The following is a 23,315-nucleotide window of genomic DNA, read 5'->3' as shown; positions in this document are numbered from 1 at the left end:
ATTAAAATAGCTCAATAATGGATTTGTGTTGCTGGCCATCACCGGTTAACGGTTCATGGTACAGCGCATGCATGGTGGCCCAGGCCAAATCGGCGTGGCTAGCATCTTCACTGCGATCCGCTTCATAGGTGGGACGGTTCCCACTGGCGGTCGTGGCGCGCCTAATCGCCATAAAGGCACGGGTAATATCCTGCGCCCCCGCATCATATTCCAGCCGATGATGGCTGATAACATCATAGGCTTTTAACACCAACGCATTTTTCAGCGCCGGGTTATAGATAAATTCGTTGACCTGCGGGAAAAAATCTCGCACATATTGCAAAACGCCGTGGCCGATACCCGTTGCATCCAGTCCGATATAGTCGACCTGATAACGGGTGGTGAGTTGTTGAATAGCAGCGGCCTGCGCGCGAAAGTCCAGACCACGCCATTGGAAGTACTCCAGAATGCGAAATTTTCCACCGGGTGTGGGGGGTGGCGCGATGACGACACAGCCTGCGCTGTCACCGTGCTGGGAGCCTTTGGCGGGATCGTAGCCTATCCAGACGCTTTGTGACCCATAAGGCCGTGACATCAAGGGTCTGACATCTGCCCACACCTCCCAGCTATCCACCTGACAGGCCTGCATCAGTGAAAACGAAAACAGTGAGTCAATATCGTCAACAAATTCACACATCAACAGGTTTTGATATTCATCGGGACTGTAGCGCTTTTTTAACCCTTCACGGTCAAACAGGTTACAGCCGCCATTAATAGCATCATCTAACGTGACGATTTGGCGCCAATGACCATCTTCACAATAGCGCCCCTTAGCCAACGCCTGGTGGCTGATGGCAATATCAATCTGGTCTTTTTTCGACCTTCCCCGGTTAAACAGTTTGCCAGACCAGAACGGGTAAGCGCTATGCGTCAGGCTCGACGGCGTTGAAAAGTAGGTCTGCCGCCATTTTTTCTGCATCGCCATGCCAGATGCCACTTTACGTAATTCCTGAAATTTCGGGATCCAGAAGTATTCATCCAGATAAAGATTGCCGTGATAACTTTGAGCAGTCCGCGCATTGGTGCCAAGAAAATAAAGCGTGGCACCATTGGCTAACACGATAGGGTCACCTTTTAAAGCAACATCCACTTCCTGCGCCATCTTGATGATGTAATCCTTAAAAACATGCGCCTGGGATTTACTGGCGGATAAAAAGACCTGATTGCGGCCGGTGGTTAACGCGTCCATCAACGCCTCGCGGGCAAAAAACCAGGTGGCACCTATCTGGCGCGATTTTAAAATATTGCGTATCGGATAGGTTAATCCTGCCTGATACCAGTGCTGCTGGTAATCAAAAAGATGCTGGTGAAAATGGTGTAAAAGCGCCGCTATTTGGTCATCGCTAAACGCATTCTTTTCAGCCGGGGGACGGTTATTTTTTTTATCACGCCCGCTTTCCGTACCGCCTTGTTGGTATTGTTCAATCCGACACTGGCGTTCCAGTTGCCGATAAAGCAGGTCAATTTCCTTAAAGTCTTTACCCTCTTTGTATTCTTTCCCAATTAACTGACAAAGCCGCGCCTCCAGGCGCAGTTTGACGGCCTGCGTGGCATTTTGGGCATTCCACTGGTCTCGCCGTTTCCAGCTATGCACGGTAGCGACATTTTGCCCCAACATGTGGGCAATCTGACTCGGGCTATAACCTTCTAAAGCCAGTTGTCGGGCGCGCTGTCGTAAAAAGGGATTTTCATTTTTCATGCGGCTAGCATAACGAAGATTTCCCAAGGATTGCCTGGGTGAAAATTTGTTTGACCGTTCAAACAATCACGCTGCCTTGTTTCCCACCCTTATCTTTTTAATGCTATGGCCATAATGTCAATAAACCCTACCCTGGCCGGAGCCTGTGTAATGAAAAAAACCAACCCGATTCGTATCTGTGTGGAAGGTGCCACCACCGATGGCCGTCAAGTCCCGCGAGAATGGCTGACCGATATTGAAAAAAACTACGACCCGGACACTTTTGGGGCACGAATTAACCTTGAACATTTGAAATCCCCCTGGATGCCCTGCTTTGGCGATGTGCTTTCGGTCTATACGGAAGAAATCAACGAGGGCCTGTTAGCCGGTAAACTGGGACTTTATGGTGTCATTTCACCGACCGACGAGTTGATAGCCTTAAACAAACAGCGGCAAAAAGTCTATACCTCGGTGGAAATTGATACGGATTTTTCCGATACCGGTGAGGCCTATCTGGTGGGACTTGCCGTGACCGATAATCCGGCCAGCCTGGGCACCAGTATGTTGCAGTTACGTCAAGGCCAGGGGCTTTGTGCGCTGTCTGACCGTAAACTGTCGCCAAATAGCGTGTTTACTGCTGCCGAAGAAACCCTGCTCGAATTTATCGACGAAACGACCGCTGTCCCTAACCCATCGCTGAATTTGCTTGAAAAAGTCAAAGGCCTGTTTAGCTGTGAGCGCGATTCCCAATCCCAGACCTTTAGTGATATCCAGCAGGCAATTGAGTATTGTGCGACGCAGCAGGCAAAAAGCGAAGCGCAAATCGCCGAATTAGGGGTTGCGTTAACCGCGCTAAAAAATGCCAATGCGGAAAAGCACCAGCAACTGAAAACGGAACTGACGGCATTGACGGACAGCCTCGCGCAAGAAGAAATACCGACGCGCCCTGTTTCACTGGGGCGAACACGGGATACCGATACCCAGACCAACTGCTAACGAGAAGACAATGAGAAAAGAAACCAAATGTAAATTCAATCAGTATTTAAGCCGCCTGGGGGAAATCTATCACGTCTCGCCGCAGGATTTTGCCGGGAAAGTGAATATTGAACCGTCCAAAGCGCAGGTACTGGAGAGTCAAATCCAGCAAAGTACGGGTTTTTTGCAAAAAATAAATCTGGTGCCGGTACTTGAACAGCAAGGTCAGGCAATAGGACTCGGGATGGGCTCTACGGTGGCGGGCACCACCGATACCAGTAGCAAAAGTCGGGAACCGATTGACCCGACGGCACTGGACGCGATTGACTACTATTGCTATCAAACCAATTTCGATACCGCGATTAGCTATGCCAAGCTCGATATGTGGGCCAAATTTAACGATTTCCAGCGTCGTATCCGCGATGCGATTGTCCGCCGTCAGGCCCTTGACCGCATTATGATTGGTTTTAATGGCCTCAAGCGAGAAAAAACCTCAGACCGTACTCAAAATGCCAAATTACAGGATGTGAATATCGGCTGGTTACAGAAAATTCGTAATGATGCCAAAACCCATGTAATGGCCAACATCACCGACAGTCAAGGTAAAGTCACCTCAAGCACCCTCCGCATTGGCGAAAAAGGCGATTACAAAAATCTGGATGCACTGGTAATGGATACGGTTGAACGGGTGATTGATGAAGTGTATCAGGATGATACCGATTTAGTGATTATTTGCGGTCGTTCCTTGCTCGCCGATAAATATTTTCCGATTGTTAACAAAGCGCAGCCTAACAGCGAAATGCTGGCCGCCGATGTGATTATCAGTCAAAAACGCCTGGGTGGATTACCCGCCATTCGCGCCCCGTTCTTCCCCGACAAATCCTTGCTCATTACCCGTCTGGATAATCTCTCAATTTACTATCAGCAAGACACCCGTCGTCGACAAATCAAGGATACGCCCGAGCGTGACCGGATTGAAAATTACGAGTCGGTCAATGAAGCCTATGTGGTGGAAGATTATCGCGGGGTAGCACTGGTCGAAAATATTGAAATTTTACCCGAAGAGAAACCCCAATCGGAACCGCAAGGGGGTAATACACTCCATTCAAGTGGCAGCGGTCAGGCTAATCAGGGCGGTGGCTAATGCTCACCCCCTGGCAATGTCATCAACTGCGTTTAGCGGGTGAAAAACCGGATAACGCCCATCCGTTATGGGATGCGGCTACACAGCAGGTTCAACGGATGTTTCAGCAGGACAAACGTCAGTTAAAGCGGATTCAGTCAACCGAACGGAAAGCCGAATATAAAAAAGCGGTGTTACCCCGTTATGCCCCCTGGGTGAGCGGGGTATTGGAAAACGGCAACGGCCATCAGGATGACACGCTGATGATGATGATGCTCTGGCGTATCGATGCCGGTGAGATTGAAGGCGCGCTGGCTATCGCTGAATATGCGTTAGCGCATGGGCTTTTAATGCCGGCTGGCCATAGCCGCACGACGGGTTGCGTGATCGCGGAGGAAATGGCGGCGGCGGCCAAAGCCGCATACCAACAGAATCAGCCGCTTGAATTGTCGCTTTTAGCGCAAATCGTCACCTTAACGGATGAGAAAGATATGCCGGATGTGGTCAGAGCCGAATTGTTAAAATGGGTGGGGTTTTGTCAGCGCGATAATGAGTTGCTAGAAACCGCCCTCGACACCTTAAAACGCGCCCTGAGGCTTTTTCAAGGCGTTGGGGTGAAAGGTGAGATCAAAAAGCTGGAAAAAGCGCTCAACACCGGGTTACCAAATACATGAGTTGTGCCCACGCACCCGGGCGGCACAGTGAAAAAAGGCGTTATGTTCACTGTCCACCGCCCGACCTATTGAGATGAGGATATGGATTTTATTTCGCCGGAAAAACCACCTAAAGAAGAAAAAGATCTGCTGGCCGATGACCCTTTCTGGCCTGCCGTGTCACCCCAAAATTACCGCGCGGTGATGCGTGAGAATGAGGGCACCATCATCGCTTCGCGTCTTAAGGATGCACTCACCCACGCGATGATTGAAGTGGCGTGCGAACTGCGGGACTGGCAAACCCAGAAAAAACGCGAAGGATTTAACCAGCTAGCCGATATTCCGGCCATGCAGATTAATAACGACAGTGCGCTTTGCCTGCTGTATGAGCGTGCGGTATTTGGCCTGACCAAGGCTAACTTGTCGGAACGGTTTCGGGATATCGACACACAGGCATCCGGCCACAAAAAAGCCGACAGCCTGTCGCCGACGATTGATGATTACCGGCGCGATGCCCTCTGGGCGATAGCACGGATCAAAGGGCAGGGTCATAACGTGGTGGCGCTGATATGAAGATACTGAGTCAACAAAACGAGAGTCTGGATGAAATTTGTTTTCGCTACTACGGCAGCTGTATCGGCACGGTTGAACGGGTTCTGGTGGCTAATCCGGGACTTTGTGATAAAGCCGACAGACTGCCGATGGGCATTAAAATTCAGTTACCCGAAATCAATGCGTTACCCTCAACCCGTTTGTTGGTCACATTGTGGGATTAAAACGAAAACGAGGTATTCATGCACTGGAAAGAGAGACGGGAAAGTGAGCAGGTAGAAGATTCGACGGAATACTTCCGAAGCACAGGAAGCGGATACCCGTCGGGAAGAAGCCTTGAAGCGCCGGAAGAAAAAGGCAAAGAAAAAGAAAAGAAAACCGAAATATAAACCGCTGTTAGCAGAAGGTTTTGTGTTTTCACACTGGCGTGGATGGGCCTGGCTGGCTGTTATCCTGGTGTTGTTACTGGGTGGCTATCGTTGGGCTTTTGCGACATCGGTTCAGGTGAGCGCGCCGTCATCGGTCAATCGTTTTGTGGATGAGAACGAGGCCGCTAAGTTCACCTCTGTCATTCTGGCATCAACTGAAGATGCCTGGCGGAAGATTTTTGCTGAGGGAGGCGGTCATTACCGATTGCCGAAACTGGTGATATATCGGGGAGAGACAGAGACAGGCTGCGGCACGGGCTATACCCTGATAGGGCCCTTTTATTGCCCTGCTGACCGCACTATCTATATCGACCTGTCATTTTATGACGAGATGAAAAACAGACTGGGGGCAGACGGTAAATTTGCCTTTGGTTATGTGATAGCCCATGAAGTGGGGCATCATATCCAACACCTGCGGGATGTCTTGAAAAAAGTAGACCTGGCACAGGCGAATATGTCAAGAAAATCGGCCAATAAGTTATCGGTAAAGCTGGAATTGCAGGCGGACTGCTACGCGGGGGTATGGGGGCATTTTGTGCAGCAGGCAGGCTGGCTGGAGATGGGCGATTTGGATGACGCGCTCAATGCGGCCAAAGCGATTGGGGATGACCGGCTACAGAGGGAAGGTCATGGACGGGTGGTTCCCGAGACGTTCACGCACGGGACATCGGCACAGCGTCATGACTGGTTTAAGCGGGGTTTTGATAGCGGTGACCCAAAACAATGTAATACCTTCAAGGAGATACGATGATTATCAGACAACATTGGGTAATCGGTATCCTGTGCTTGTTGAGTGTGTTAAGCACACCCGCTCAGGCGACTAAGCCGGTTAATACCCCGAAGAGTTTCAGTGAAGCGAAATGGGTTTCCCGTCAGGCCGTTTACCACGACCTCAATCAGGGTGCAGGTGGCACCCTCTATTGTGGCTGTGACTGGCAGTGGACAGGAAAAAACGGGGGTCGAATTGACCTTGAAAGTTGTGGTCAGGCGGTCAGACGGGAAGTTCACCGTCATCGTGCACAGCGGATTGAGTGGGAGCATATCGTGCCGGCGTCGGTATTCGGTCAGGCGTTTGGCTGTAAAGAAAAAGGCGGCCGAAAAGGCTGCCGTCAAGAAGACCCGGAATTTCGAAAAGCGGAAGGCGATTTGCACAATCTGGCACCGGAGTCAGGTGAAGTGAATAACGACCGGGGTAATATGCCCTATGGCGAAGCCGGGCAGGTCCCTTTTGTTTACGGGCAGTGTCAGAGCCGTCCGGATTTTAAACAGCGGGTTTTTGAACCGCGCGATGACGTCAAGGGACTCGTCGCCCGGGTCTGGTTTTATATGTCAGACCGGTATGGTTTTGTGATACCCCCTGAGCAGCAAGCAATTTTAATGCAGTGGGACAGGCAATATCCCCCCGATGCGCGTGAACGCGAACGTGACCGGCGTATTGCGGCGATTACCGGTGTGCACAATCCGTTTGTGACGGGTGAAAAGGCATGGAAAAAACGATAATGGAAAAGTTCACTGGGGCATGGGAGAGCGTTTGCGCTTTCCTTGCGTCGATTAAAGAGCAGGGCGTGGGCGCAACGCTGGCGTTTCTGATGGCGTGGCTGCGCGGGCGATATCAGGAGAAGAAATGGCGCAAGACCCTGATTGATGCCACGATATGCGCGATTATTGCGTGGTTTGCGCGTGACCTGCTGGCGCTTTTCGGGTTAAGTGCGGGTCTGGTCTATCTGGCCAGTGTCTTCATCGGTTACCTTGGCACTGATTTTCTGGGGGAGGCATTAACGGACTCACTGCCTTTTCGGGGGTTGAGGTTGTCGGTCAAAAAACCGGACACAAGGAAAAAAAATGACAACCAGCGACGCAGGGGTAAGTCGGATTAAACAGTTTGAGGGGTGTCGCCTTCGGGCTTATCGCTGTCCGGCCGGACGCTGGACGATTGGCTATGGGCATACGCATGGGGTGACGGAACGGATGACGATTTCACCGTCACAGGCGGAACGCTTTTTAACCGATGACCTCGAGCAGACAGAGGACGTGATTAACCGGTGCGTGCGGGTCACGCTGACCCAACTCCAGTTTGATGCGCTGGTATCACTGGTCTTTAACATCGGTGAGGAAGCATTCGCGACCTCGACCCTGTTAACAAAACTCAATGCGGGCGATGTTGCGGGCGCGGCCGATGAATTTAACCGCTGGGTCTATGCGGACGGAAAAAAACTGACTGGACTGGTCAGACGGCGAGCGGCGGAACGGGAGAGGTTTTTGTCATGGTGCGGGGAACAGTGATGGCGTTGCTGGTTGTGATAACGGTGCTGTCTGTTGGCCTGATGCATTATCGCGCAGAGTCCACCCTCTGGCAGATGAAAGCGGAGCATGCCCGGCAACAGGCGGAAAAAACCGAACATCATATACAGACCCAACGTATTCAGCTTGACCAGCTGGCCGAGATGGACAAAAAACATTATCAGGAATTAACCCATGCGAGACAGACGATTGAGGCCCTCAGGCTTGATGTTGCTCGGGGTTTTAAGCGGTTGCGGGTCAATGCCACCTGCCCCAAAGAGTCCGGTGCCGCCGGCGTGGATGATGGCACCGCCCCCCGACTTACAGCAGACGCTGAACAGGCTTATTACACCTTACGAGAACAAATTGCTACGGTCACCGCCCAAACCTTAGGGCTTCAGGGTTACATCACCACACAATGCCCGGATCGATAAAACAAACTGAAAAAACCAGCATGAACGCAGAAAATAAAAAACACCGGACAGCCCGACTTTTTCAGGGTGATTGCCATCAATTATTAACTACGCTGCCGCCCGATAGTGTGGATTTGGTGTTAACAGACCCGCCCTACGGCATTATGAAGTGCAACGACGAAACCGGTTGGTACGCCGAAAAACTGTGCTGGGATGAACGACTGGATCAGACAAAAATCTGGGCTGAACTCAATCGGGTAGTCAGACCCAAAAGCATGATTTTACTCTTTTCAAAAGAGCCTTTGACGAGCCAGTTAATTCAGTCCACACATACCAACCTGCCCTTTTCTTATCGGCTGATTTGGGTTAAAAATCATTTTGGCCACCCGCTTTCCTGTCGCCGGATGCCGGTGAATTTTTTTGAAGATATTTGTGTCTTTTACAAACAGTTTGACAGCAATAAACGTGATCCTGAGACGGGATTATGTCGCCAAATTGCTTGAATTTATCGGCAAACCACCGAAAGCGATTATTGCCGAACACGGTCGGCAATTTGCGCATTTTTTAAAACACCAAAATTTGCAATTTTCGCTTTGCACCGAAGCGGCCTGGCAGCAACTGACGGAATGCTTTTCCCTTCGTGCTTTCCCCGAGTGGAAATCGTATGAACAATTGCAGGCGTGGCAGCCGTTTAAACGCACCTTTAATTTGTCTGAAGGTGAAAAATTCAAATCCAATGTCTTTTACTACCCGAAAGACGTGCCGAGTATGCATCCAACCCAAAAGCCGGTGGCGTTACTCACCGATTTAATTGATACCTTCAGCCATCCCGGTGATACGGTGCTCGATTTTACCATGGGCAGCGGCTCGACGGGTGTGGCATGCGTGAAGACCGGACGTCACTTTGTCGGTATCGAAGCCAATAAAGCCTATTTTGACATTGCCGAAAAACGCATCCGGCAGGCACAATCGATAAGGACGACGGATGAAGAAATTAAGCCAGCTGCGTGAGCATTTATCCCAGCATGTGCCGTTTTTGAAGCACAATCCTGAACTGATGACGGTATTGGTCGAAAATGGGCGCATTATCGCCACGCTCGCCCCCTCCATCTCCTATGAATATCGTTATACGGTTAATATCATCATTGAGCGCTTTGGTGGAAATCAGGATATTCTGATGGCCGTTTTAGTGGATTGGATACGGCAATATCAACCTGAACTCTTCGCTAATTCCGACCGACGGCAACACGATTTTCGTTTTGAAATGGACTTCATTGATAACCAGACCGCGCATATCAGTATTGAAATAGACCTCACCGAGCGGGTGCTGGTAAAAACCGCCGGCGGTAAACAGGTGGTGGAAGCCATCCCTGAACCCGATGATCCGTTCGATAAGTGGCCTGGAGGGAATTAATGGACGACACCTTACGCCGTTTCGACGCAGCGCTGACTGCGCTGTTATCGCATCTGACGACCGCGGAGCGTAAAAAACTGGCACGATCCATTGGCCAACGATTGCGCCAATCTCAATTTGCCCGCATTCGCGCCCAACAAAGCCCCGATGGTAGCCCGTTTACCCCGCGGAAAAAAGGCTTTATTGCCCTTCGTCGGGAGATGAAGCTGTTAATCGATGGCGAAACGGTTCACTTAACGAATGTGCAGCAACGAAGCCAAAAAATCACTGGCATTGACACTAAACGCCGCCAGAAACGCAGCGTGCAACTGGCGGACATTCAAACCTTTCTGGAAAGCAAAAAAACACGGATCACCGCCCGGCGGTTAACCCATCAACAACGTATGTTTAAAAAACTGGCCACTGCCCGATTCTTACGCCTAAAAACCGATAGCCAGGGCGTCACCTTAGCCTTTTTGCCATCTGCCGAGCGAATAGCGCGGGTTCATCATTTTGGGCTGACGGAGCGCTATCACGGCAAAGCGGTACATTATCCTGCCCGCCCGTTATTGGGGCTGACGGCGCAAGAGATGATTGATATTGAAAATCAGCTACTCGATTTTCTGACCCGTTAATTGTCTGGGCATTCAAACAAAGCCAATCGTGGGCAACCCACCTTGATATGGGTAACAATATCGGTATGACGTTGATTTATCGGTGACGGGAAAGAATAATGACCGCAAATCTGTTGCGCCGCTTACAAAATCTTATTCGGGTCGGGGTGGTGGTTGAGGTAGATAGCCAAAAAGGTTGCCGGGTGAAAACCGGCGATCTTGTCACCGACTGGCTCAAATGGCTCACCTTACGGGCGGGACAAACCCGGACACTGAGTGCCCCAAGCAAGGGTGAGCAGGTGTTGATTTTGGCATTAGGTGGCGAACTCACCACCGCCTTTGTACTGACGGGCATTTTTTCCGATCCCCATCCTGTGCCCATTCCCTCATTGACCGCTGACCATCGTAGCTATGCCGATGGTGCCGTGATTGAATATGAACCCGCCACCGGCCTACTGAAAGCCACGGGCATTAAGCAAGGCTACATTGAAGCAAAAAATAGCCTGTCTGTGCGCGCAAAACAGGTCACCGTCAATGCGGCGGATACTATTGAGCTGGATACCCCTAAGGTCATTTGTACGCATAATCTGACCACCACGTCACTCACGGTCACTCAAGGGGCACAGATGGCAGGGGATGTAACCCACTCTGGCGGTGCTTTGATGTCTAACGGCATTCGTGTTGACAGACATCGCCACGGCGGTGTTGAACGTGGCAGCGCCATGACGGAGGAACCCCAATGAATGCCCTGGGCATGAACCGGAAAACCGGGAGATTTATTAGCGAAAACGCCCATATTGCCCAATCGGTGCAAGATATTTTACTGACCCCATTGGGCAGTCGAGTCATGCGCCGTGACTATGGGTCACTGTTGTTTAGTCTGTTGGATAAACCCCAAACCCCGGCATTAACACTGCAATTGATGGCGGCCTGTTTTAGCGCGCTTTTACGCTTTGAACCCCGGATCAGACTCGAAAAAATTAACATCGACCAACACGACCAGACCACGCAAATTGCCATTATGGCGCAAATTATCGAAAGTGGCTCCGCGTTTTCCTTTCATTTTCCAGTGAGCCCGAGATGACAACGATCGATTTAAGCCAGTTACCGAAACCCGATGTGGTTGAGATACTGGATTTTGACACCCTGCTTGCCAGGCGTAAAAATGCCCTGATTGCGTCGTGTCCGGCTGAAATCCGGGATGCCGTCGCGCAAACGCTGGCGCTTCCCTCTGAACCGTTGACCAAGTTACTGGAAGAGAATGCCTATTATGATTTGCTGTTGCGAAGCCGCATTAATGAAGCGGCCTTAGCCAATATGGTGGCCTTTGCAAAGGGGGCTGACCTTGACCATCTGGCGGCAAATAACAATGTTAAACGCCTGCGCTTATCAGAAGGCGACGCGACAGCTATCCCGCCGATGCTACCCGTTTTTGAATCCGATAACGATTTACGTCTGCGTATCCCTGCCGCCTTTGAAGGGCTGAGTGTAGCCGGCCCTACCGGCAGCTACGAATTTTACGCTCGCAGCGCCGATGGGCGGGTCGCCGATGCCTCGGTCATTAGCCCGAAACCGGCAGAAGTGACCGTTACTATCCTGTCACGCGAGGGGGATGGTACGGCCAGTCAAACGCTGATTAACACGGTGGAAACAGCCCTTAATGATGAAAATGTGCGCCCCGTCGCCGACCGGGTTACGGTGCAATCGGCCGACATTCTATCCTATCAGGTCGATGCCACGCTTTATCTGTTACCTGCACCGGAATATGAACCGATTTTACAAACGGCACGCGAAAAGTTGACCGCCTATACACGCGAACAACACCGATTGGGCCGCGATGTGGCCTTAAGTGCGCTGTATGCCGCCTTACACGTCATTGGCGTAACCCGGGTCGTCATTCACACACCCAAACAGGATATCAAGATAGCCAAAACGCAAGCCAGCTTCTGCACCGATATCCATCTTAAGATGGAGAGCAGAACCGATGCATAAGACGTTATTACCGACCGGCTCTACACCGCTGGAAAAAGCGGCCTCCCTGGCGTTGTCAGATATCAAGACCTTACCCATTCCGCTTCGCACGCTGATGAATCCCGACACGTGCCCCGTCCATTTGCTGCCTTATCTGGCCTGGAGTGTCAGCGTTGATAGGTGGGATAAAGATTGGTCGGAGAAAACCAAACGCGAGGCCATTAAAGCCGCTCTCTTTATTCATCAGCATAAAGGCACCATCGGCGCACTGCGCCGCGTTGTTGAGCCACTCGGCTACCTGATACGCGTCATTGAATGGTGGAAAACGGGCGATACGCCCGGCACCTTTCGATTAGATATCGGCGTACTGGAAAGTGGCATTACGGAATCGATGTATCATGAGATTGAAGCATTGATTGCGGATGCAAAGCCGGCCAGTCGGCACTTATTGGGGCTGTCGATTCAACTGGAAACGCGCGGCACTTTTTATACCGGTGCGAGTGTCTATCTGGGCGATGAATTAACCGTTTATGCTTACACGCCCGCGTTGATTAGCACCAGCGGCACCGTACAACACGCGGTGGCATTACACCTGATTGATACCGTAAGGATAACTCCATCATGAAATACTTTTGCCTGTTAACCCGCCAGGGCGAACACCGTGTTGCCGAAGCGACAGCACTGGGTACAAAAATCGCCATTACGCAAATGGCCGTCGGCGATGGGGGCGGCACATTACCCACCCCAGACACCCAACAGACTCAACTGATTAATGAACGTCGCCGAGCAGCGATTAATCAGCTGTGGGTCGATAAAAATAATCCCAACCAAGTGATTGCCGAGCAGATTATTCCCGAAAATGAAGGCGGTTGGTGGATACGGGAGGTGGGACTCTTTGATAAAGAGGATGTGCTCATTGCGGTGGGTAACTTACCAGAAACCTACAAACCCCAATTAGCCGAAGGTTCAGGTCGAACCCAGACGATAAGAGCCGTATTTATTGTCAGTCATACGGCGGCGGTGACGCTTAAAATTGACCCCTCGGTAGTACTGGCGACGCGACAATATGTCGATAGTGAAACAAATAAAAAAATCGACAAACAGGCGGTTAAACAGACAACAGGTGATTCCCCAAGCGATGTCATCAGCCAGTTAGGCGTCACGAAGGCATTAGATACCAAACAACCGATTGGCGATTATGTCACCCAGCTGGCCTTTAACAAGGGATTAAACAATAAAATCGATAAGACACAACTGGTCGGCACAACGGGGGATTCGACCGACAAAGTGCTGAGCCAAAAAGCCTGTGACGACAACTATGCCAAGAAAGATTCACAGGAAGTACTCAGAACCGGCAATATCGTTATCAAAAGTGGCCGCGATTATTCCGGCCTGATGATAGAAAGAAAAGATGGTGTTGTGTGCGCGCTTCAAACTTCTCCTGATAGTGCGTATTTTGCCTATGGAGAGCATGGCGAACTTGATATTCCATACAACAGAAAGGGCACACTGGCATTAACCTCTGATGTGGACGCGGTTAACAATTATCCGGTTGGCGCGCCCATTCCGTGGCCTCAAGCAAACCCACCGGAAGGTTATTTGGTCTGCAACGGCAATTACTTCGATAAAGCCGACTATCCCCAATTAGCGTTAGCATATCCTTCTGGAAAATTACCCTATTTGTACGGTGAATTTATTCGCGGATTGGATTTAGACGGACACGTTGACCCAGGTAGATCGGCATTAAGCAACCAGGGGGACGCTATACGCAATATCACCGGACGTTTTGGCTATGTGCGCCGCGGGTGGAATTGGTCTCCTGTTGCCGAGGACGGTGCCTTTAGAGTAGACACGTATTTCAACGCAAAATCCTCTGGCGGGGATAATGATGATTGGGGTGGTGTCGCTTCTTTTGATCCTTCTCGTGTTGTCCCCACCGCAAACGAAAACCGACCACGAAATGTCGCATTTTTGTATATATTGAGGGCAGTATAATGAAATACAGTACAGAAATACCCAAAGCGGAAATCGATGAAAACGGTTTCGCTAAAAACCGAGGCTGGATAAAAACCTATATGTCGAGGCATGAACCGCCGTATGAATATTTAGGCGCGACAATGGAATTATTATATAAAGGCGTTAGTGTCGGTCAATATTCCTATATTGATGCGCCAGAGATACCCAATAATGACGACATTGCTGTTGTCCGCAGTGATGACGGCACACAGTGGCGATACGTCCCAGACCACCGCGGCAAGACGGTACACGATACCAATAATCGTGCTTCCTATACCGTTGATTATCTCGGCGAGATAAAAACCGGCTTTACCTTGTTAGCGCCTAAAACGCAGTTTGATAAATGGGATGGCAAAAAATGGGTAACGGATAATCAGGCGATGAAAGCAGACCAAATCAACACCGCAAATCAAACAAAACACCAGTTAATCGACGAAGCGGAATCAAAAATCACCTTGCTTGACCGTAAAGTACGTTTAGGGATGGCGACCAATAGTGAAAAAACCGCGCTACGGGCCTGGGAAATGTACAGCGTAAAACTCAATGATATTGACACCGCCACCGCGCCCGAGATTGACTGGCCGAAAAAGCCAGAGTAATTGTCTGAGCGCTGATACAGTGCCAATAACAGGATTTTATCTCCCTGATGAAGGACACTTAACCCGATAACCAAACCAGGAACCCGATTATGCCGCAAGACTATCATCATGGCGTGCGTGTGATTGAAATTAATGAAGGCCCGCGCCAAATCAGGAGCGCTAGCACCGCCATTGTCGGATTTGTGTGTATCGCAGACGATGCCGACAGTACCACCTTTCCACTCAATACCGCGGTGCGTTTAACTGACCTCGCCGCTGCGATAGGCAAAGCCGGAAAAAAAGGGACGCTCGGGCCCGTGTTAACCGCGATTTTAGCCCAAATCAATCCCGTCACGGTGGTCGTCCGGGTCGCCGAAGGGAAAACCCCCGAGGAGACCACCACCAATATCATTGGCACTACCACGCCTGAGGGCAAAAAAACCGGCTTACAGGCGCTGTTATCCGCTAACAACCAGCTTGGCGTAAAGCCGCGGATTCTTGGTGTGCCGGGGCTGGATAACCAGGCGGTCGCAACGGCGCTTGCAACCGTCGCCCAAAAATTACGCGCGATGGCCTATATCAGCGCCGCAGGGTGTCATACCGTGACCGACGCGATAGCGTATCGTAAAAACTTTAGCCAACGTGAGCTGATGCTGATTTGGCCGGATTTTTTAGCCTGGAATACTATCACAAGTCGTGAACAGACCGCTTATGCCACGGCGTTTGCATTAGGGTTGCGGGCAAAAATCGATAATGACACGGGCTGGCATAAAACGCTTTCTAATGTGGGCATTAATGGTGTGACGGGGATTTCCGCTGACCTGTCGTGGGATTTGCAAGACCCGGATACCGATGCCGGATTATTAAACCAACATGCCATTACCCCCCTTATTCGTCAGGATGGCTTCCGGTTCTGGGGGTCGCGTACCTGCTCGAATGACCCGCTTTTTCAATTTGAAAGTGCCACCCGCACCGCACATATTCTCGCCGATACCTTTGCCGAGGCGCATTTCTGGGCGATAGACAAAACGTTTAGTCCGTCGCTGACGCGCGATATCATTGAAGGTATTAACGCCAAGCTGCGACGCTTGATTGCCGAAGGGTATTTACTGGGTGGGCAGTGCTGGTATGACGACAAGGTGAATACCAAAGAAACGCTCAAAGACGGCAAGCTGACACTGGATTATGACTATACGCCGGTTCCGCCGTTAGAAAACCTGTTATTACGCCAGCGTATCACTGACCAGTATTTACTGGATTTTAGCAACAAGATTAAGGGTTGATCATGGCATTACCACGCAAATTAAAAAACATGAACCTGTTTGATGATGGGCAAAGCTGGTTAGGGGTGGTTGAAGAGGTAACACTGCCCAAACTGACCCGCAAACTGGAAGGCTACCGCGGCGGTGGCATGAATGGCGAAGCGCAGATTGACTTAGGACTTGACGGCGGTGCGCTAGATATGGAATTCACGTTAGGGGGTCTTGATGCGCAGCTTTATCAGCAATGGGGGATAACCACCCTTGATGGTGTGCCGCTGCGTTTTTGTGGCGCCTATCAACGCGACGATACGGGGGAAGTGACCGCCGTAGAAATCGTCACCCGCGGCCGATTTTCTGAAATTGACCCCGGCAGTGCCAAGTCCGGCGATAACACGCAAACCAAACTGAGCTTTAAAGCCACCTATTTTAAGCTGCTGTGGGACGGTCAGGAACTGATTGAAATTGATGTGATTAATTTAATTGAAAAAGTGGCCGGCGTTGATCGCCTTGAAAAACAACGCGCCGCATTAGGACTTTAACCCATGAAAAAAACACTGAATACCCGAACCCTAAACCTGGAAGAACCCATCGCGCGCGGTGAAACACCGATTAATCAGGTGACACTGCGAAAACCGCAAGTCGGCGATCTGCGTGGTATCCAGTTAAGTCCGCTGATGCAGATGGATGTCGATGCGGTGATGAAAGTCTTACCCCGCATTATGACCCCAAGCTTAAACGAGCAGGAAATGCGACAAATGAGCCCGGGCGATTTTTTCAATCTCGCCAATGAGCTTGGGCTTTTTTTGTTGCCGAAATCGGTGACGGCCGACTTCCCGACACCTTAACCGTCGAAGCCCTGGAAGCCGATATTGCGGTCATTTTTCACTGGCCACCCTCTGAAACTGCCCAATTATCATTGTCTGATTTGCTGATGTGGCGGCATCAGGCCTATTTACGAAGTGGGTCGCATGAGTAAAGAATTACGTTTACAAGTGGTCTTAAGCGCCATCGATAGGCTAAGTGGCCCTTTTGAGAAAGCCAAAAGCGCCAATACCCGACTGGCGAAACAGCTTAAAAGCACGCGTGAGCACTTGACGCAACTCAATCAGGCGAGCCAAAAACTGACCCAATTACAGACGCTCAGTGGCAAAATCAATACGCTCGGTCAGGCGCTGGAAAAAGCGCGCCTGAAAGGCAAAATGATGGGCCTTGAGATGGCGGGTCTCCAGAATCCTACTCAAAAACAAACCGCCGCACTGGAAAAACAGTGGGCCAGCGTGGCAAAACTTGAGCGTCAGTATCAGGGCTTTCTCACCCAACATCAAAAAATCCGGTCGTCGTTTGATAAAATCGGGATATCCGTCAATCACGCAGACCAAGCCACCGTCCATATCCGGCAAGAAACCCAGAAATACACCCAGGCGTTAAAAAGTCAGGAAGGCCAGCTTGCTAAAATTTCAGCTCGCGAAAAACACCTCACCACCGCCCGAAACCGTTATCAACAGCGCATGAACCGCCGAAGCAGTCTGCTGTCTCACGGAGCGGGCATGGTCGCCACCGGTGCCACCACGGCCATGGCGGTCAAGCCGACCCTCAATGAAGCGGCGATTTATCAAAAAGAAGCGGTTTCCTTTAAAGCGCTCGGGGGTGGGGAGACGATGCTGGCGGATGCTGAAAAATTTGCTAAAGGCATGCATATTTTTGGTAACAGCACCACCGAAAACCTGAAAGTGATTAAAGAGGCTTACTCCGTATTACGCGATTATCATGAAACCGAACTGGTCTCGCCGACATTACTTAAGCTGCAATTCGCCACTAAATTTATGTCGTCACATGGTGTCAGTGGATCCGCTGCCCAGACGCTACGTGACCAGTCACCCGCTGTGCTCAAAATTGCCGAGTTACGTAATGAAATTAACACACCAGCTCAATTTAAACGCTCGGTTGATATGACGGCAAAATCGATGACAGCCAGTGGGGGGATGGTCTTGCCGGAAGATTACCTGGCGATGATGAAAACAGGTGGCACTGCTGTCAAACAGATGAACACCGATGCGTTCTATTTTGGTATGTCACATCTTATCCAGCAGTTAGGCGGTGACCGAACCGGCACCTCGTTAAACAGTGCATATCAGAATCTGGTGAAAGGCAAAACAACCCAAGGTGCCATGGAAAATCTGATGGGGCTGGGCCTCTTGAAAAAAGGATCAGTCAAATACGGCAAAACCGGTCACGTCACCAAGCTGAATAACGATGCGCTAGTAAATGTAGAACTCTACAAGCGCGATCCTTTCCGCTATCTGATGGACGAAATTGTGCCGCGAATTCGAAAGAAATCCCCGCAATTAACCGAATCGCAAATGGAAACCCAAATCGCCCAACTGTTTTCCAGTCGTACCGGCTCGGATTTATTTGTGACGATGTATCGGGAACATGCCAACATTGAGAAACAAATCAAGGCCGGTAATGCCGCTTATGGCCTTGAGCAGCTGATTGCCGAAGGTAAAAAAACCGCCCAGGGCAAACAAATTGAACTGGAAGCCAAAAAAGCCGATTTATACCGTGATATGGGTGATAACCTGTTGCCGCTCTATATCCAGGGACTTGAGATGCTCAACCAGCAATTGAGCAAATTAACGGATTTTTTCAAATCTCACCCCACCCTGACACGCTATTTTGGCGTGGCCCTCGCGGGGTTTGCGGCACTGATCACCCTTGGGGGCATCATGGCATTAACCCTGGCGGCACTCACCGGGCCATTGGCCGCCGTCAGACTGGGTTTAAGCCTGCTAAGGGCTGGCTTAATACGCTTGACCGCAGTGGCATTCACCAACCCGATTGTGTTAGGTATCACCGCGATTGCCGTCGCTGCGCTGCTGATTTATCGCTATTGGGATAACATCGCCCCCTTTTTCAAAAATCTGTGGGAAAAAACCACTCAGTTTTTTGCCGACGGCTATCAAAAAATCAAAACCCGTATTAAAAATTTTGGCAGTGAATTGATTGATAACCTGAAAAATGGCGTGCTGGAAAAATGGCAACAGTTAAAAGCCCTGTTTGCCGATATTAAAAACACCGTGACCGATTTATTGCCGGACTGGATGGTCTCTGAGGAAACCAAAACCTTACGCGCGAACCAATCCTTGACGGTATTAAATGCCGGCATAAAAGGGGCCGGACTGTTTGATAAGGGTGGCGTTATTCACCGCGGAGCGGCAGGCATTGTTGGCGAGAACGGCCCTGAAATTGTCACCGGTCCCGCCCATGTATTAAGTCGTCGCCATACGGCGGCCTTTGCCGCTGCCGCGCTGACATTGAGCAATGCGTATGCCGACCAACCCATCCACCCTTTTGTGGCCGATAAAACCGACACGGCGGTTATCCGGACACCGGACACCAGCGCTTCGTCAACGATTCACATTACGATTAATGCCGCCCCCGCCCAGTCGGCGCACGATATCGCGCAGGAAGTGAGCCGACAACTCGTTAAGCTTCAACGCCAGCAACAGGCGCAACAACGGGGACGGTTTAGCGACAACCCGGAGGAATATTAATATGCCGATGGCCGCATTAGGACTGTTTGTGTTTCAGCTTAAAACCGCACCCTATCAGACACTGCAAATCAATCGGCGCTGGCGCTATGGGTTCAACAGCCGGCTAGGTATCCGACCTGCCTTTCAGTTTATTGGACTGGATAATGACGATATCACCCTGTCTGGGTCACTTTATCCGGAACTGACCGGCGGCAGATTATCCCTGATTGCCCTCGAAGGGATGGCGGAAAGCGGTAAAGCCTGGCCCTTTCTGGATGGTGAAGGCAATATTTACGGCATGTTCGTGATTGAAGAAATCAGTCAAAGCAAAAGTCTTTTTTTTGCTGATGGCGCACCGCGTAAGATTGAATTCACCCTTAAGTTAAAACGGGTCGATGATTCCCTTTCCGCGATGTTTGGTGATTTAAGTGAACAGGTTAAGGGATTTTTCTAATGCCCTTTTTCAACACGGAAAATATCCCTGCGTTTGCGCTAACGGCAGGCAGTAAAAATATTAATCCGCAGATTGAAGGCCGATTGATGTCACTGACATTGACCGATAATCGGGGATTTGAAGCCGACCAGCTAGACATTGAACTGGATGATAGTGACGGCAAACTGGCCTTACCGCGGCGCGGAGAAACCCTGACCCTGGCGCTGGGCTGGAAAAACGAAAGCCTCATCCCGAAGGGGAAATTTATTGTCGATGAAATCGAATACAGTGGCGCGCCTGACCGTCTGACATTACGCGCGCGAAGTGCTGATTTTCGCGCGACTCTCAATACGCGACGAGAAGCCTCTTATCACAACAAAACCTTGGAAGAAATTGTGACCACGCTTGCCGGGCGCAATCAGTTAACCCCCTGTATTGATGCGGCGCTTAAGCCTATCCGAATTGCGCATATTGACCAGACAAACGAATCGGACGGCGCATTTTTAACCCGGCTAGGTCAGCAGGAAGGCGCGCTGGCGACGGTGAAAAATGACCAGCTGTTATTTCTCCAGCAGGGGAAAAGTCAAACCGCCTCAGGTAAAAAGATACCAACGCTCACCTTAACCCGAAAAGACGGGGATAATTATTCGTTTTCACTGGCAGACCGCAGTGCTTACACGGGGGTGATTGCCAGTTGGCTAGATACCCAGCAGCCTGAAAAAAAACACACCGTTAAGATTGCGCGCAAAAAGCCTTCTGCGTCAACAAAAAACAAGCAGGGAGATTATTTTATCGGTGAGGATGGCAATGTACTCGTGCTTTCACACACCTACGCCAATCGTGCCAATGCAGCACGGGCAGCAAAAGCGACCTGGGCAAACATTCAGCGCGGCATCGCCCGCTTTTCGATTCAGTTAGCCAAAGGACGGGCCGATATTTACCCGGAAACCCCGATTAACGTCAGGGGCTTTAAACCGCAAATCGATAACGCCGACTGGATGGTGGTAAAAGTGACCCATAATCTCAATGACAAAGGCTTTACTACCGCGCTTGACATGGAAGTGAAAATCACCGATTTAGCGATGAAAAGTACCTAACTTGCTGGTAAAATAGCTGAAAAAAGGAGAATGTCATTATGATGAATTGCCCCCTTTGTGGTCATGCGGCCCATACACGAAGTTCCCATCAGATCTCAGAAAACACTCGTGAGCGTTACAACCAGTGTCACAACATTAATTGTGGAGCCACCTTCGTCAGCCACGAGAGCTTAACCCGGTTTATTTCGACACCGGGTAAGATTGACCCCGTTACCCCACATTGCACTAAGCAACAAATGTCACTCGCGGTTTAAAAGGCTACTATGATTTTTTCAAATGAGGATGAAAAAAGTGTATTTTAATCGAGAAATTAAAAACGATCACAGTGGATGATTTTAATGCCTTTCTTCATCATAAGAACATCACAACAATGTGCAGTATGTGTCATCAAGCAGGGGTGCTGGTTCCGGTCACATCCGATCACTGATTCCGATTTCACCCGATCATCGATTCCGGTTGCCCGATCGCTAGTTCTGATTTCATCCGATCACCCATCTGGCTTTTTTTCGGGATATCACTAGGCGATTTAATCTCAACAGCATGACGTATTCTTCTGCGTACAAAAAGGTCAAGCAGGGCGCGGCGCGGGTCACAGTAATATGCTAGTACTGAGGCTCGCACAGCTCGCGTATCGGCGCGTAATAGCTCATGTACGCATCTGTAAGTCCTTTTCGCGTCTCCCATGCCTTCGGCATAATTTATTAGCATGGTAATAAAATTTTAACTAAAACTTTTTACTCTAAAAAAATTCACATCATAGTATCAAAGGCGATCACAAGCGCAATGTTCAACAAAATTTAAAGCACTATTAAGTATGATTTCTGGGTTCTTTGTCTTTGCTGACTAACTTCATTTGTTAATACCCCTTTTTTGATTTTTTGTCATCGCTTCTGCAATCTGATTTAACGCATTGAGATCTCCTACTGCCTGGTATTCCCTGACAGAGTAGATACCTCGTCTAAAAAGGATTTTTCCGGCTTCGGTAAGCAACACGTAAGCTAATTTTATTCGTTCAAAAGGAGTTTTAGCATGGATTATGAGTAATAACATGGTGTTCAACTAGATAAAGTTTCAGGCTTTATTATACAAAAAACTAAGATAAATTTATGCGTGTGATATTCAGTAGAAAATTTTCTTTAAAATAAAATTAATCGTATTTTTAAAATAGTAAACAATAAAGGGAGCAAAACCTCCCTTTGATTTAATTGTGTCGATAGTGGTCGATGTGGTCATTTGGTGGACACTAATAAAATTATATTCATATAAATCAGAATATTATAGTTAAAATACAAACACTATCCCTGTTTTCATCGAAAGTTATCTGTTAGCTTAGGCGGGCATATCTATGAACCAACAGTTAACCCTATAAACAATCAGTGGAGTCACAATGAAAGAAATTTTAATTTTAATTTCAACAATAATCATTCTGGTAATCGTTGCTAAATTAATATCAAGACATTTTATTAAAAAAAGTCATAAAGCTTGGTTAAGCAGGATTATTGGCGTCAGTATTGGCTCAGTAATTGCGTTAATTTTTTTTATTTCAATTATTCCAACTCCAAATAAAGATATCTCAAAAACAGCAGAAGTTAACAGCCGAAAAAACAAGAGTTCTCTTGAATCAAACGAAAAACTTACAAAAGACTCAGTAGAATTTACCACCGATGAAACTAAAAAAACATTAGAAATAACCCCTGAAGTTTTTGCTAAACGAATGAATGCTAATCTTAAAGCTGCCGGAAGCTCATTCAAGCTAAAAGTACAAGTTACAAGTGATGAGGTCAGTGATACTTTCAGTTATAGGTTTAATGATAATTTAGCAATACTAGGCGCGGTAGATAAGGTTAGTAAGAACCTATTACGTATCATCATAATGACTAGTGGTGACGAAACCAATATAGACATATCGGCTGTAGATGCTTCGGCAATTGTATTATCCGCTTATTCAGCAGTTTTAGGTGAAAATATAATTGAAACAGATGAAACACTCAAAATAGTGACAAAATTATCAGAAAAAATGAATGAAAGTTTCGAAAAAGAAACAAGAGTTTCGACAGTTTTCAATGGAATAGAATTCAGCTTAAAAAAATATAGTGATAATATTTTTAATGTATTCACTGCTGAACCAAGTTTGATTTAAAAAAAAGAAACATTAACCTAGTTGCTAAGTGCAAGTAAGTGCAATGATTATTGATATAAAATACCGCTTTAATTGAAGCGGTATTTTTAGATGTGGTCGACATGTGGACATCGATAGAAATAAATCCTTTTATTTCA

General features: G+C 49.1%; 32 protein-coding genes. 29 read left to right on the top strand and 3 right to left on the bottom strand.

What is annotated here, in order from left to right:
• Position 1 precedes the first annotated feature (1 nt).
• Positions 2 to 1,738, bottom strand: a complete 1,737-nt coding sequence (locus AC01GB_RS06330; protein ID WP_474451087.1) for a terminase large subunit domain-containing protein — start codon at positions 1,736 to 1,738, stop codon at positions 2 to 4.
• 150 nt (positions 1,739 to 1,888) lie between these two features.
• Between AC01GB_RS06330 and AC01GB_RS06325 the strand changes: the two genes are divergently transcribed.
• From AC01GB_RS06325 to AC01GB_RS06190, 28 genes are all read left to right on the top strand, one after another.
• Positions 1,889 to 2,713: a GPO family capsid scaffolding protein gene (locus AC01GB_RS06325; RefSeq protein ID WP_474451086.1), complete on the top strand. Its 825-nt coding sequence runs from the start codon at positions 1,889 to 1,891 to the stop codon at positions 2,711 to 2,713.
• 10 nt (positions 2,714 to 2,723) lie between these two features.
• Entirely contained in the window at positions 2,724 to 3,836 is a 1,113-nt protein-coding gene (locus AC01GB_RS06320) for a phage major capsid protein, P2 family (RefSeq protein ID WP_474451085.1), read from the top strand.
• Positions 3,836 to 4,489, top strand: a complete 654-nt coding sequence (gene gpM, locus AC01GB_RS06315) for a phage terminase small subunit (RefSeq protein WP_474451084.1) — start codon at positions 3,836 to 3,838, stop codon at positions 4,487 to 4,489. The genes AC01GB_RS06320 and gpM overlap by 1 nt, the downstream gene beginning before the upstream one ends.
• 81 nt (positions 4,490 to 4,570) lie before the next feature.
• Positions 4,571 to 5,041, top strand: a complete 471-nt coding sequence (locus AC01GB_RS06310) for a head completion/stabilization protein (RefSeq protein ID WP_474451083.1) — start codon at positions 4,571 to 4,573, stop codon at positions 5,039 to 5,041.
• Entirely contained in the window at positions 5,038 to 5,244 is a 207-nt protein-coding gene (locus AC01GB_RS06305; RefSeq protein WP_474451081.1) for a tail protein X, read from the top strand. Before AC01GB_RS06310 ends, AC01GB_RS06305 begins: the two co-directional genes overlap by 4 nt.
• A 112-nt stretch (positions 5,245 to 5,356) precedes the next feature.
• Positions 5,357 to 6,199 (top strand): KPN_02809 family neutral zinc metallopeptidase, encoded by an 843-nt coding sequence (ypfJ, locus tag AC01GB_RS06300; protein WP_474451080.1) that lies wholly within the window; start codon positions 5,357 to 5,359, stop codon positions 6,197 to 6,199.
• Positions 6,196 to 6,948, top strand: a complete 753-nt coding sequence (locus AC01GB_RS06295) for an endonuclease (protein WP_474450299.1) — start codon at positions 6,196 to 6,198, stop codon at positions 6,946 to 6,948. The genes ypfJ and AC01GB_RS06295 overlap by 4 nt, the downstream gene beginning before the upstream one ends.
• Positions 6,948 to 7,325, top strand: coding sequence for a phage holin, lambda family (locus tag AC01GB_RS06290; RefSeq protein WP_474450330.1), 378 nt, complete (start codon positions 6,948 to 6,950; stop codon positions 7,323 to 7,325). Before AC01GB_RS06295 ends, AC01GB_RS06290 begins: the two co-directional genes overlap by 1 nt.
• The gene (locus AC01GB_RS06285; protein ID WP_474451078.1) at positions 7,291 to 7,731 is read left to right on the top strand and encodes a lysozyme; all 441 of its coding nucleotides are present in this window, start codon (positions 7,291 to 7,293) and stop codon (positions 7,729 to 7,731) included. The genes AC01GB_RS06290 and AC01GB_RS06285 overlap by 35 nt, the downstream gene beginning before the upstream one ends.
• On the top strand, positions 7,713 to 8,162 hold the full coding sequence (locus AC01GB_RS06280; protein ID WP_474451077.1) for a lysis protein: 450 nt from the start codon (positions 7,713 to 7,715) through the stop codon (positions 8,160 to 8,162). The genes AC01GB_RS06285 and AC01GB_RS06280 overlap by 19 nt, the downstream gene beginning before the upstream one ends.
• Positions 8,147 to 8,644, top strand: coding sequence for a hypothetical protein (locus AC01GB_RS06275; protein ID WP_474451076.1), 498 nt, complete (start codon positions 8,147 to 8,149; stop codon positions 8,642 to 8,644). Before AC01GB_RS06280 ends, AC01GB_RS06275 begins: the two co-directional genes overlap by 16 nt.
• The gene (locus tag AC01GB_RS06270) at positions 8,637 to 9,152 is read left to right on the top strand and encodes a DNA-methyltransferase (protein WP_474451074.1); all 516 of its coding nucleotides are present in this window, start codon (positions 8,637 to 8,639) and stop codon (positions 9,150 to 9,152) included. The genes AC01GB_RS06275 and AC01GB_RS06270 overlap by 8 nt, the downstream gene beginning before the upstream one ends.
• The gene (locus AC01GB_RS06265) at positions 9,127 to 9,555 is read left to right on the top strand and encodes a phage tail protein (RefSeq protein ID WP_474451073.1); all 429 of its coding nucleotides are present in this window, start codon (positions 9,127 to 9,129) and stop codon (positions 9,553 to 9,555) included. The genes AC01GB_RS06270 and AC01GB_RS06265 overlap by 26 nt, the downstream gene beginning before the upstream one ends.
• Positions 9,555 to 10,169, top strand: coding sequence for a phage virion morphogenesis protein (locus AC01GB_RS06260; RefSeq protein ID WP_474451072.1), 615 nt, complete (start codon positions 9,555 to 9,557; stop codon positions 10,167 to 10,169). The genes AC01GB_RS06265 and AC01GB_RS06260 overlap by 1 nt, the downstream gene beginning before the upstream one ends.
• Before the next feature lie 98 nt (positions 10,170 to 10,267).
• Positions 10,268 to 10,891: a phage baseplate assembly protein V gene (locus AC01GB_RS06255; RefSeq protein ID WP_474451071.1), complete on the top strand. Its 624-nt coding sequence runs from the start codon at positions 10,268 to 10,270 to the stop codon at positions 10,889 to 10,891.
• Entirely contained in the window at positions 10,888 to 11,232 is a 345-nt protein-coding gene (locus AC01GB_RS06250) for a GPW/gp25 family protein (protein WP_474451069.1), read from the top strand. The genes AC01GB_RS06255 and AC01GB_RS06250 overlap by 4 nt, the downstream gene beginning before the upstream one ends.
• Complete coding sequence (locus AC01GB_RS06245; RefSeq protein WP_474451068.1) at positions 11,229 to 12,140, top strand: baseplate assembly protein; 912 nt, start codon at positions 11,229 to 11,231, stop codon at positions 12,138 to 12,140. The genes AC01GB_RS06250 and AC01GB_RS06245 overlap by 4 nt, the downstream gene beginning before the upstream one ends.
• The gene (locus AC01GB_RS06240; protein ID WP_474451067.1) at positions 12,133 to 12,744 is read left to right on the top strand and encodes a phage tail protein I; all 612 of its coding nucleotides are present in this window, start codon (positions 12,133 to 12,135) and stop codon (positions 12,742 to 12,744) included. The genes AC01GB_RS06245 and AC01GB_RS06240 overlap by 8 nt, the downstream gene beginning before the upstream one ends.
• On the top strand, positions 12,741 to 14,114 hold the full coding sequence (locus AC01GB_RS06235; RefSeq protein WP_474451066.1) for a phage tail-collar fiber domain-containing protein: 1,374 nt from the start codon (positions 12,741 to 12,743) through the stop codon (positions 14,112 to 14,114). The genes AC01GB_RS06240 and AC01GB_RS06235 overlap by 4 nt, the downstream gene beginning before the upstream one ends.
• Complete coding sequence (locus AC01GB_RS06230; protein ID WP_474451065.1) at positions 14,114 to 14,734, top strand: tail fiber assembly protein; 621 nt, start codon at positions 14,114 to 14,116, stop codon at positions 14,732 to 14,734. The genes AC01GB_RS06235 and AC01GB_RS06230 overlap by 1 nt, the downstream gene beginning before the upstream one ends.
• A gap of 89 nt (positions 14,735 to 14,823) precedes the next feature.
• Positions 14,824 to 15,996, top strand: coding sequence for a phage tail sheath protein (locus AC01GB_RS06225; RefSeq protein ID WP_474451063.1), 1,173 nt, complete (start codon positions 14,824 to 14,826; stop codon positions 15,994 to 15,996).
• Positions 15,997 to 15,998: 2 nt separating this feature from the next.
• Complete coding sequence (locus tag AC01GB_RS06220; protein ID WP_474451061.1) at positions 15,999 to 16,514, top strand: phage major tail tube protein; 516 nt, start codon at positions 15,999 to 16,001, stop codon at positions 16,512 to 16,514.
• Positions 16,515 to 16,517: 3 nt separating this feature from the next.
• Entirely contained in the window at positions 16,518 to 16,820 is a 303-nt protein-coding gene (locus AC01GB_RS06215) for a phage tail assembly protein (protein WP_474451059.1), read from the top strand.
• Positions 16,790 to 16,951, top strand: a complete 162-nt coding sequence (locus tag AC01GB_RS06210) for a GpE family phage tail protein (protein ID WP_474452335.1) — start codon at positions 16,790 to 16,792, stop codon at positions 16,949 to 16,951. Before AC01GB_RS06215 ends, AC01GB_RS06210 begins: the two co-directional genes overlap by 31 nt.
• The gene (locus AC01GB_RS06205) at positions 16,944 to 19,529 is read left to right on the top strand and encodes a phage tail tape measure protein (RefSeq protein WP_474451058.1); all 2,586 of its coding nucleotides are present in this window, start codon (positions 16,944 to 16,946) and stop codon (positions 19,527 to 19,529) included. The genes AC01GB_RS06210 and AC01GB_RS06205 overlap by 8 nt, the downstream gene beginning before the upstream one ends.
• Position 19,530: 1 nt before the next feature.
• Positions 19,531 to 19,962: a phage tail protein gene (locus tag AC01GB_RS06200; protein ID WP_474451056.1), complete on the top strand. Its 432-nt coding sequence runs from the start codon at positions 19,531 to 19,533 to the stop codon at positions 19,960 to 19,962.
• The gene (locus AC01GB_RS06195; RefSeq protein ID WP_474451054.1) at positions 19,962 to 21,038 is read left to right on the top strand and encodes a phage late control D family protein; all 1,077 of its coding nucleotides are present in this window, start codon (positions 19,962 to 19,964) and stop codon (positions 21,036 to 21,038) included. The genes AC01GB_RS06200 and AC01GB_RS06195 overlap by 1 nt, the downstream gene beginning before the upstream one ends.
• A gap of 38 nt (positions 21,039 to 21,076) precedes the next feature.
• Positions 21,077 to 21,292, top strand: coding sequence for an ogr/Delta-like zinc finger family protein (locus tag AC01GB_RS06190; protein ID WP_474451053.1), 216 nt, complete (start codon positions 21,077 to 21,079; stop codon positions 21,290 to 21,292).
• Positions 21,293 to 21,473: 181 nt separating this feature from the next.
• Here the strand turns inward: AC01GB_RS06190 and AC01GB_RS06185 are convergent, their stop codons facing one another.
• A complete protein-coding gene (locus tag AC01GB_RS06185; RefSeq protein ID WP_474451052.1) occupies positions 21,474 to 21,722 on the bottom strand; it encodes a hypothetical protein in 249 nt (82 codons plus the stop codon).
• A gap of 165 nt (positions 21,723 to 21,887) precedes the next feature.
• Positions 21,888 to 22,088: a hypothetical protein gene (locus AC01GB_RS06180; protein WP_474451050.1), complete on the bottom strand. Its 201-nt coding sequence runs from the start codon at positions 22,086 to 22,088 to the stop codon at positions 21,888 to 21,890.
• Between the two features lie 337 nt (positions 22,089 to 22,425).
• Between AC01GB_RS06180 and AC01GB_RS06175 the strand changes: the two genes are divergently transcribed.
• Positions 22,426 to 23,178 (top strand): hypothetical protein, encoded by a 753-nt coding sequence (locus AC01GB_RS06175; protein ID WP_474451048.1) that lies wholly within the window; start codon positions 22,426 to 22,428, stop codon positions 23,176 to 23,178.
• The last annotated feature ends 137 nt before the right edge of the window (positions 23,179 to 23,315 follow it).

This window comes from Candidatus Arsenophonus phytopathogenicus (assembly GCF_056113345.1).
Note: the sequence above shows the minus strand (reverse complement) of the source record. Positions and strands in the feature narration are given on the sequence as shown.

What these genes read in the sequence shown, in the direction of transcription:
- AC01GB_RS06255 (WP_474451071.1), top strand. Translation starts at nt 10,268, where the DNA reads ATGACCGCAAATCTGTTGCGCCGCTTACAAAATCTTATTCGGGTCGGG.
- AC01GB_RS06195 (WP_474451054.1), top strand. Translation starts at nt 19,962, where the DNA reads ATGCCCTTTTTCAACACGGAAAATATCCCTGCGTTTGCGCTAACGGCA.
- AC01GB_RS06250 (WP_474451069.1), top strand. Translation starts at nt 10,888, where the DNA reads ATGAATGCCCTGGGCATGAACCGGAAAACCGGGAGATTTATTAGCGAA.
- AC01GB_RS06320 (WP_474451085.1), top strand. Translation starts at nt 2,724, where the DNA reads ATGAGAAAAGAAACCAAATGTAAATTCAATCAGTATTTAAGCCGCCTG.
- AC01GB_RS06200 (WP_474451056.1), top strand. Translation starts at nt 19,531, where the DNA reads ATGCCGATGGCCGCATTAGGACTGTTTGTGTTTCAGCTTAAAACCGCA.
- AC01GB_RS06310 (WP_474451083.1), top strand. Translation starts at nt 4,571, where the DNA reads ATGGATTTTATTTCGCCGGAAAAACCACCTAAAGAAGAAAAAGATCTG.
- gpM (WP_474451084.1), top strand. Translation starts at nt 3,836, where the DNA reads ATGCTCACCCCCTGGCAATGTCATCAACTGCGTTTAGCGGGTGAAAAA.
- AC01GB_RS06305 (WP_474451081.1), top strand. Translation starts at nt 5,038, where the DNA reads ATGAAGATACTGAGTCAACAAAACGAGAGTCTGGATGAAATTTGTTTT.
- AC01GB_RS06330 (WP_474451087.1), bottom strand. Translation starts at nt 1,738, where the DNA reads ATGAAAAATGAAAATCCCTTTTTACGACAGCGCGCCCGACAACTGGCT.
- AC01GB_RS06220 (WP_474451061.1), top strand. Translation starts at nt 15,999, where the DNA reads ATGGCATTACCACGCAAATTAAAAAACATGAACCTGTTTGATGATGGG.
- AC01GB_RS06185 (WP_474451052.1), bottom strand. Translation starts at nt 21,722, where the DNA reads ATGGGAGACGCGAAAAGGACTTACAGATGCGTACATGAGCTATTACGC.
- AC01GB_RS06290 (WP_474450330.1), top strand. Translation starts at nt 6,948, where the DNA reads ATGGAAAAGTTCACTGGGGCATGGGAGAGCGTTTGCGCTTTCCTTGCG.
- AC01GB_RS06295 (WP_474450299.1), top strand. Translation starts at nt 6,196, where the DNA reads ATGATTATCAGACAACATTGGGTAATCGGTATCCTGTGCTTGTTGAGT.
- AC01GB_RS06245 (WP_474451068.1), top strand. Translation starts at nt 11,229, where the DNA reads ATGACAACGATCGATTTAAGCCAGTTACCGAAACCCGATGTGGTTGAG.
- AC01GB_RS06230 (WP_474451065.1), top strand. Translation starts at nt 14,114, where the DNA reads ATGAAATACAGTACAGAAATACCCAAAGCGGAAATCGATGAAAACGGT.
- AC01GB_RS06215 (WP_474451059.1), top strand. Translation starts at nt 16,518, where the DNA reads ATGAAAAAAACACTGAATACCCGAACCCTAAACCTGGAAGAACCCATC.
- AC01GB_RS06265 (WP_474451073.1), top strand. Translation starts at nt 9,127, where the DNA reads ATGAAGAAATTAAGCCAGCTGCGTGAGCATTTATCCCAGCATGTGCCG.
- AC01GB_RS06175 (WP_474451048.1), top strand. Translation starts at nt 22,426, where the DNA reads ATGAAAGAAATTTTAATTTTAATTTCAACAATAATCATTCTGGTAATC.
- AC01GB_RS06190 (WP_474451053.1), top strand. Translation starts at nt 21,077, where the DNA reads ATGATGAATTGCCCCCTTTGTGGTCATGCGGCCCATACACGAAGTTCC.
- AC01GB_RS06285 (WP_474451078.1), top strand. Translation starts at nt 7,291, where the DNA reads ATGACAACCAGCGACGCAGGGGTAAGTCGGATTAAACAGTTTGAGGGG.
- AC01GB_RS06205 (WP_474451058.1), top strand. Translation starts at nt 16,944, where the DNA reads ATGAGTAAAGAATTACGTTTACAAGTGGTCTTAAGCGCCATCGATAGG.
- AC01GB_RS06225 (WP_474451063.1), top strand. Translation starts at nt 14,824, where the DNA reads ATGCCGCAAGACTATCATCATGGCGTGCGTGTGATTGAAATTAATGAA.
- AC01GB_RS06240 (WP_474451067.1), top strand. Translation starts at nt 12,133, where the DNA reads ATGCATAAGACGTTATTACCGACCGGCTCTACACCGCTGGAAAAAGCG.
- AC01GB_RS06260 (WP_474451072.1), top strand. Translation starts at nt 9,555, where the DNA reads ATGGACGACACCTTACGCCGTTTCGACGCAGCGCTGACTGCGCTGTTA.
- AC01GB_RS06180 (WP_474451050.1), bottom strand. Translation starts at nt 22,088, where the DNA reads ATGTTATTACTCATAATCCATGCTAAAACTCCTTTTGAACGAATAAAA.
- AC01GB_RS06235 (WP_474451066.1), top strand. Translation starts at nt 12,741, where the DNA reads ATGAAATACTTTTGCCTGTTAACCCGCCAGGGCGAACACCGTGTTGCC.
- AC01GB_RS06325 (WP_474451086.1), top strand. Translation starts at nt 1,889, where the DNA reads ATGAAAAAAACCAACCCGATTCGTATCTGTGTGGAAGGTGCCACCACC.
- AC01GB_RS06280 (WP_474451077.1), top strand. Translation starts at nt 7,713, where the DNA reads ATGGTGCGGGGAACAGTGATGGCGTTGCTGGTTGTGATAACGGTGCTG.
- AC01GB_RS06275 (WP_474451076.1), top strand. Translation starts at nt 8,147, where the DNA reads ATGCCCGGATCGATAAAACAAACTGAAAAAACCAGCATGAACGCAGAA.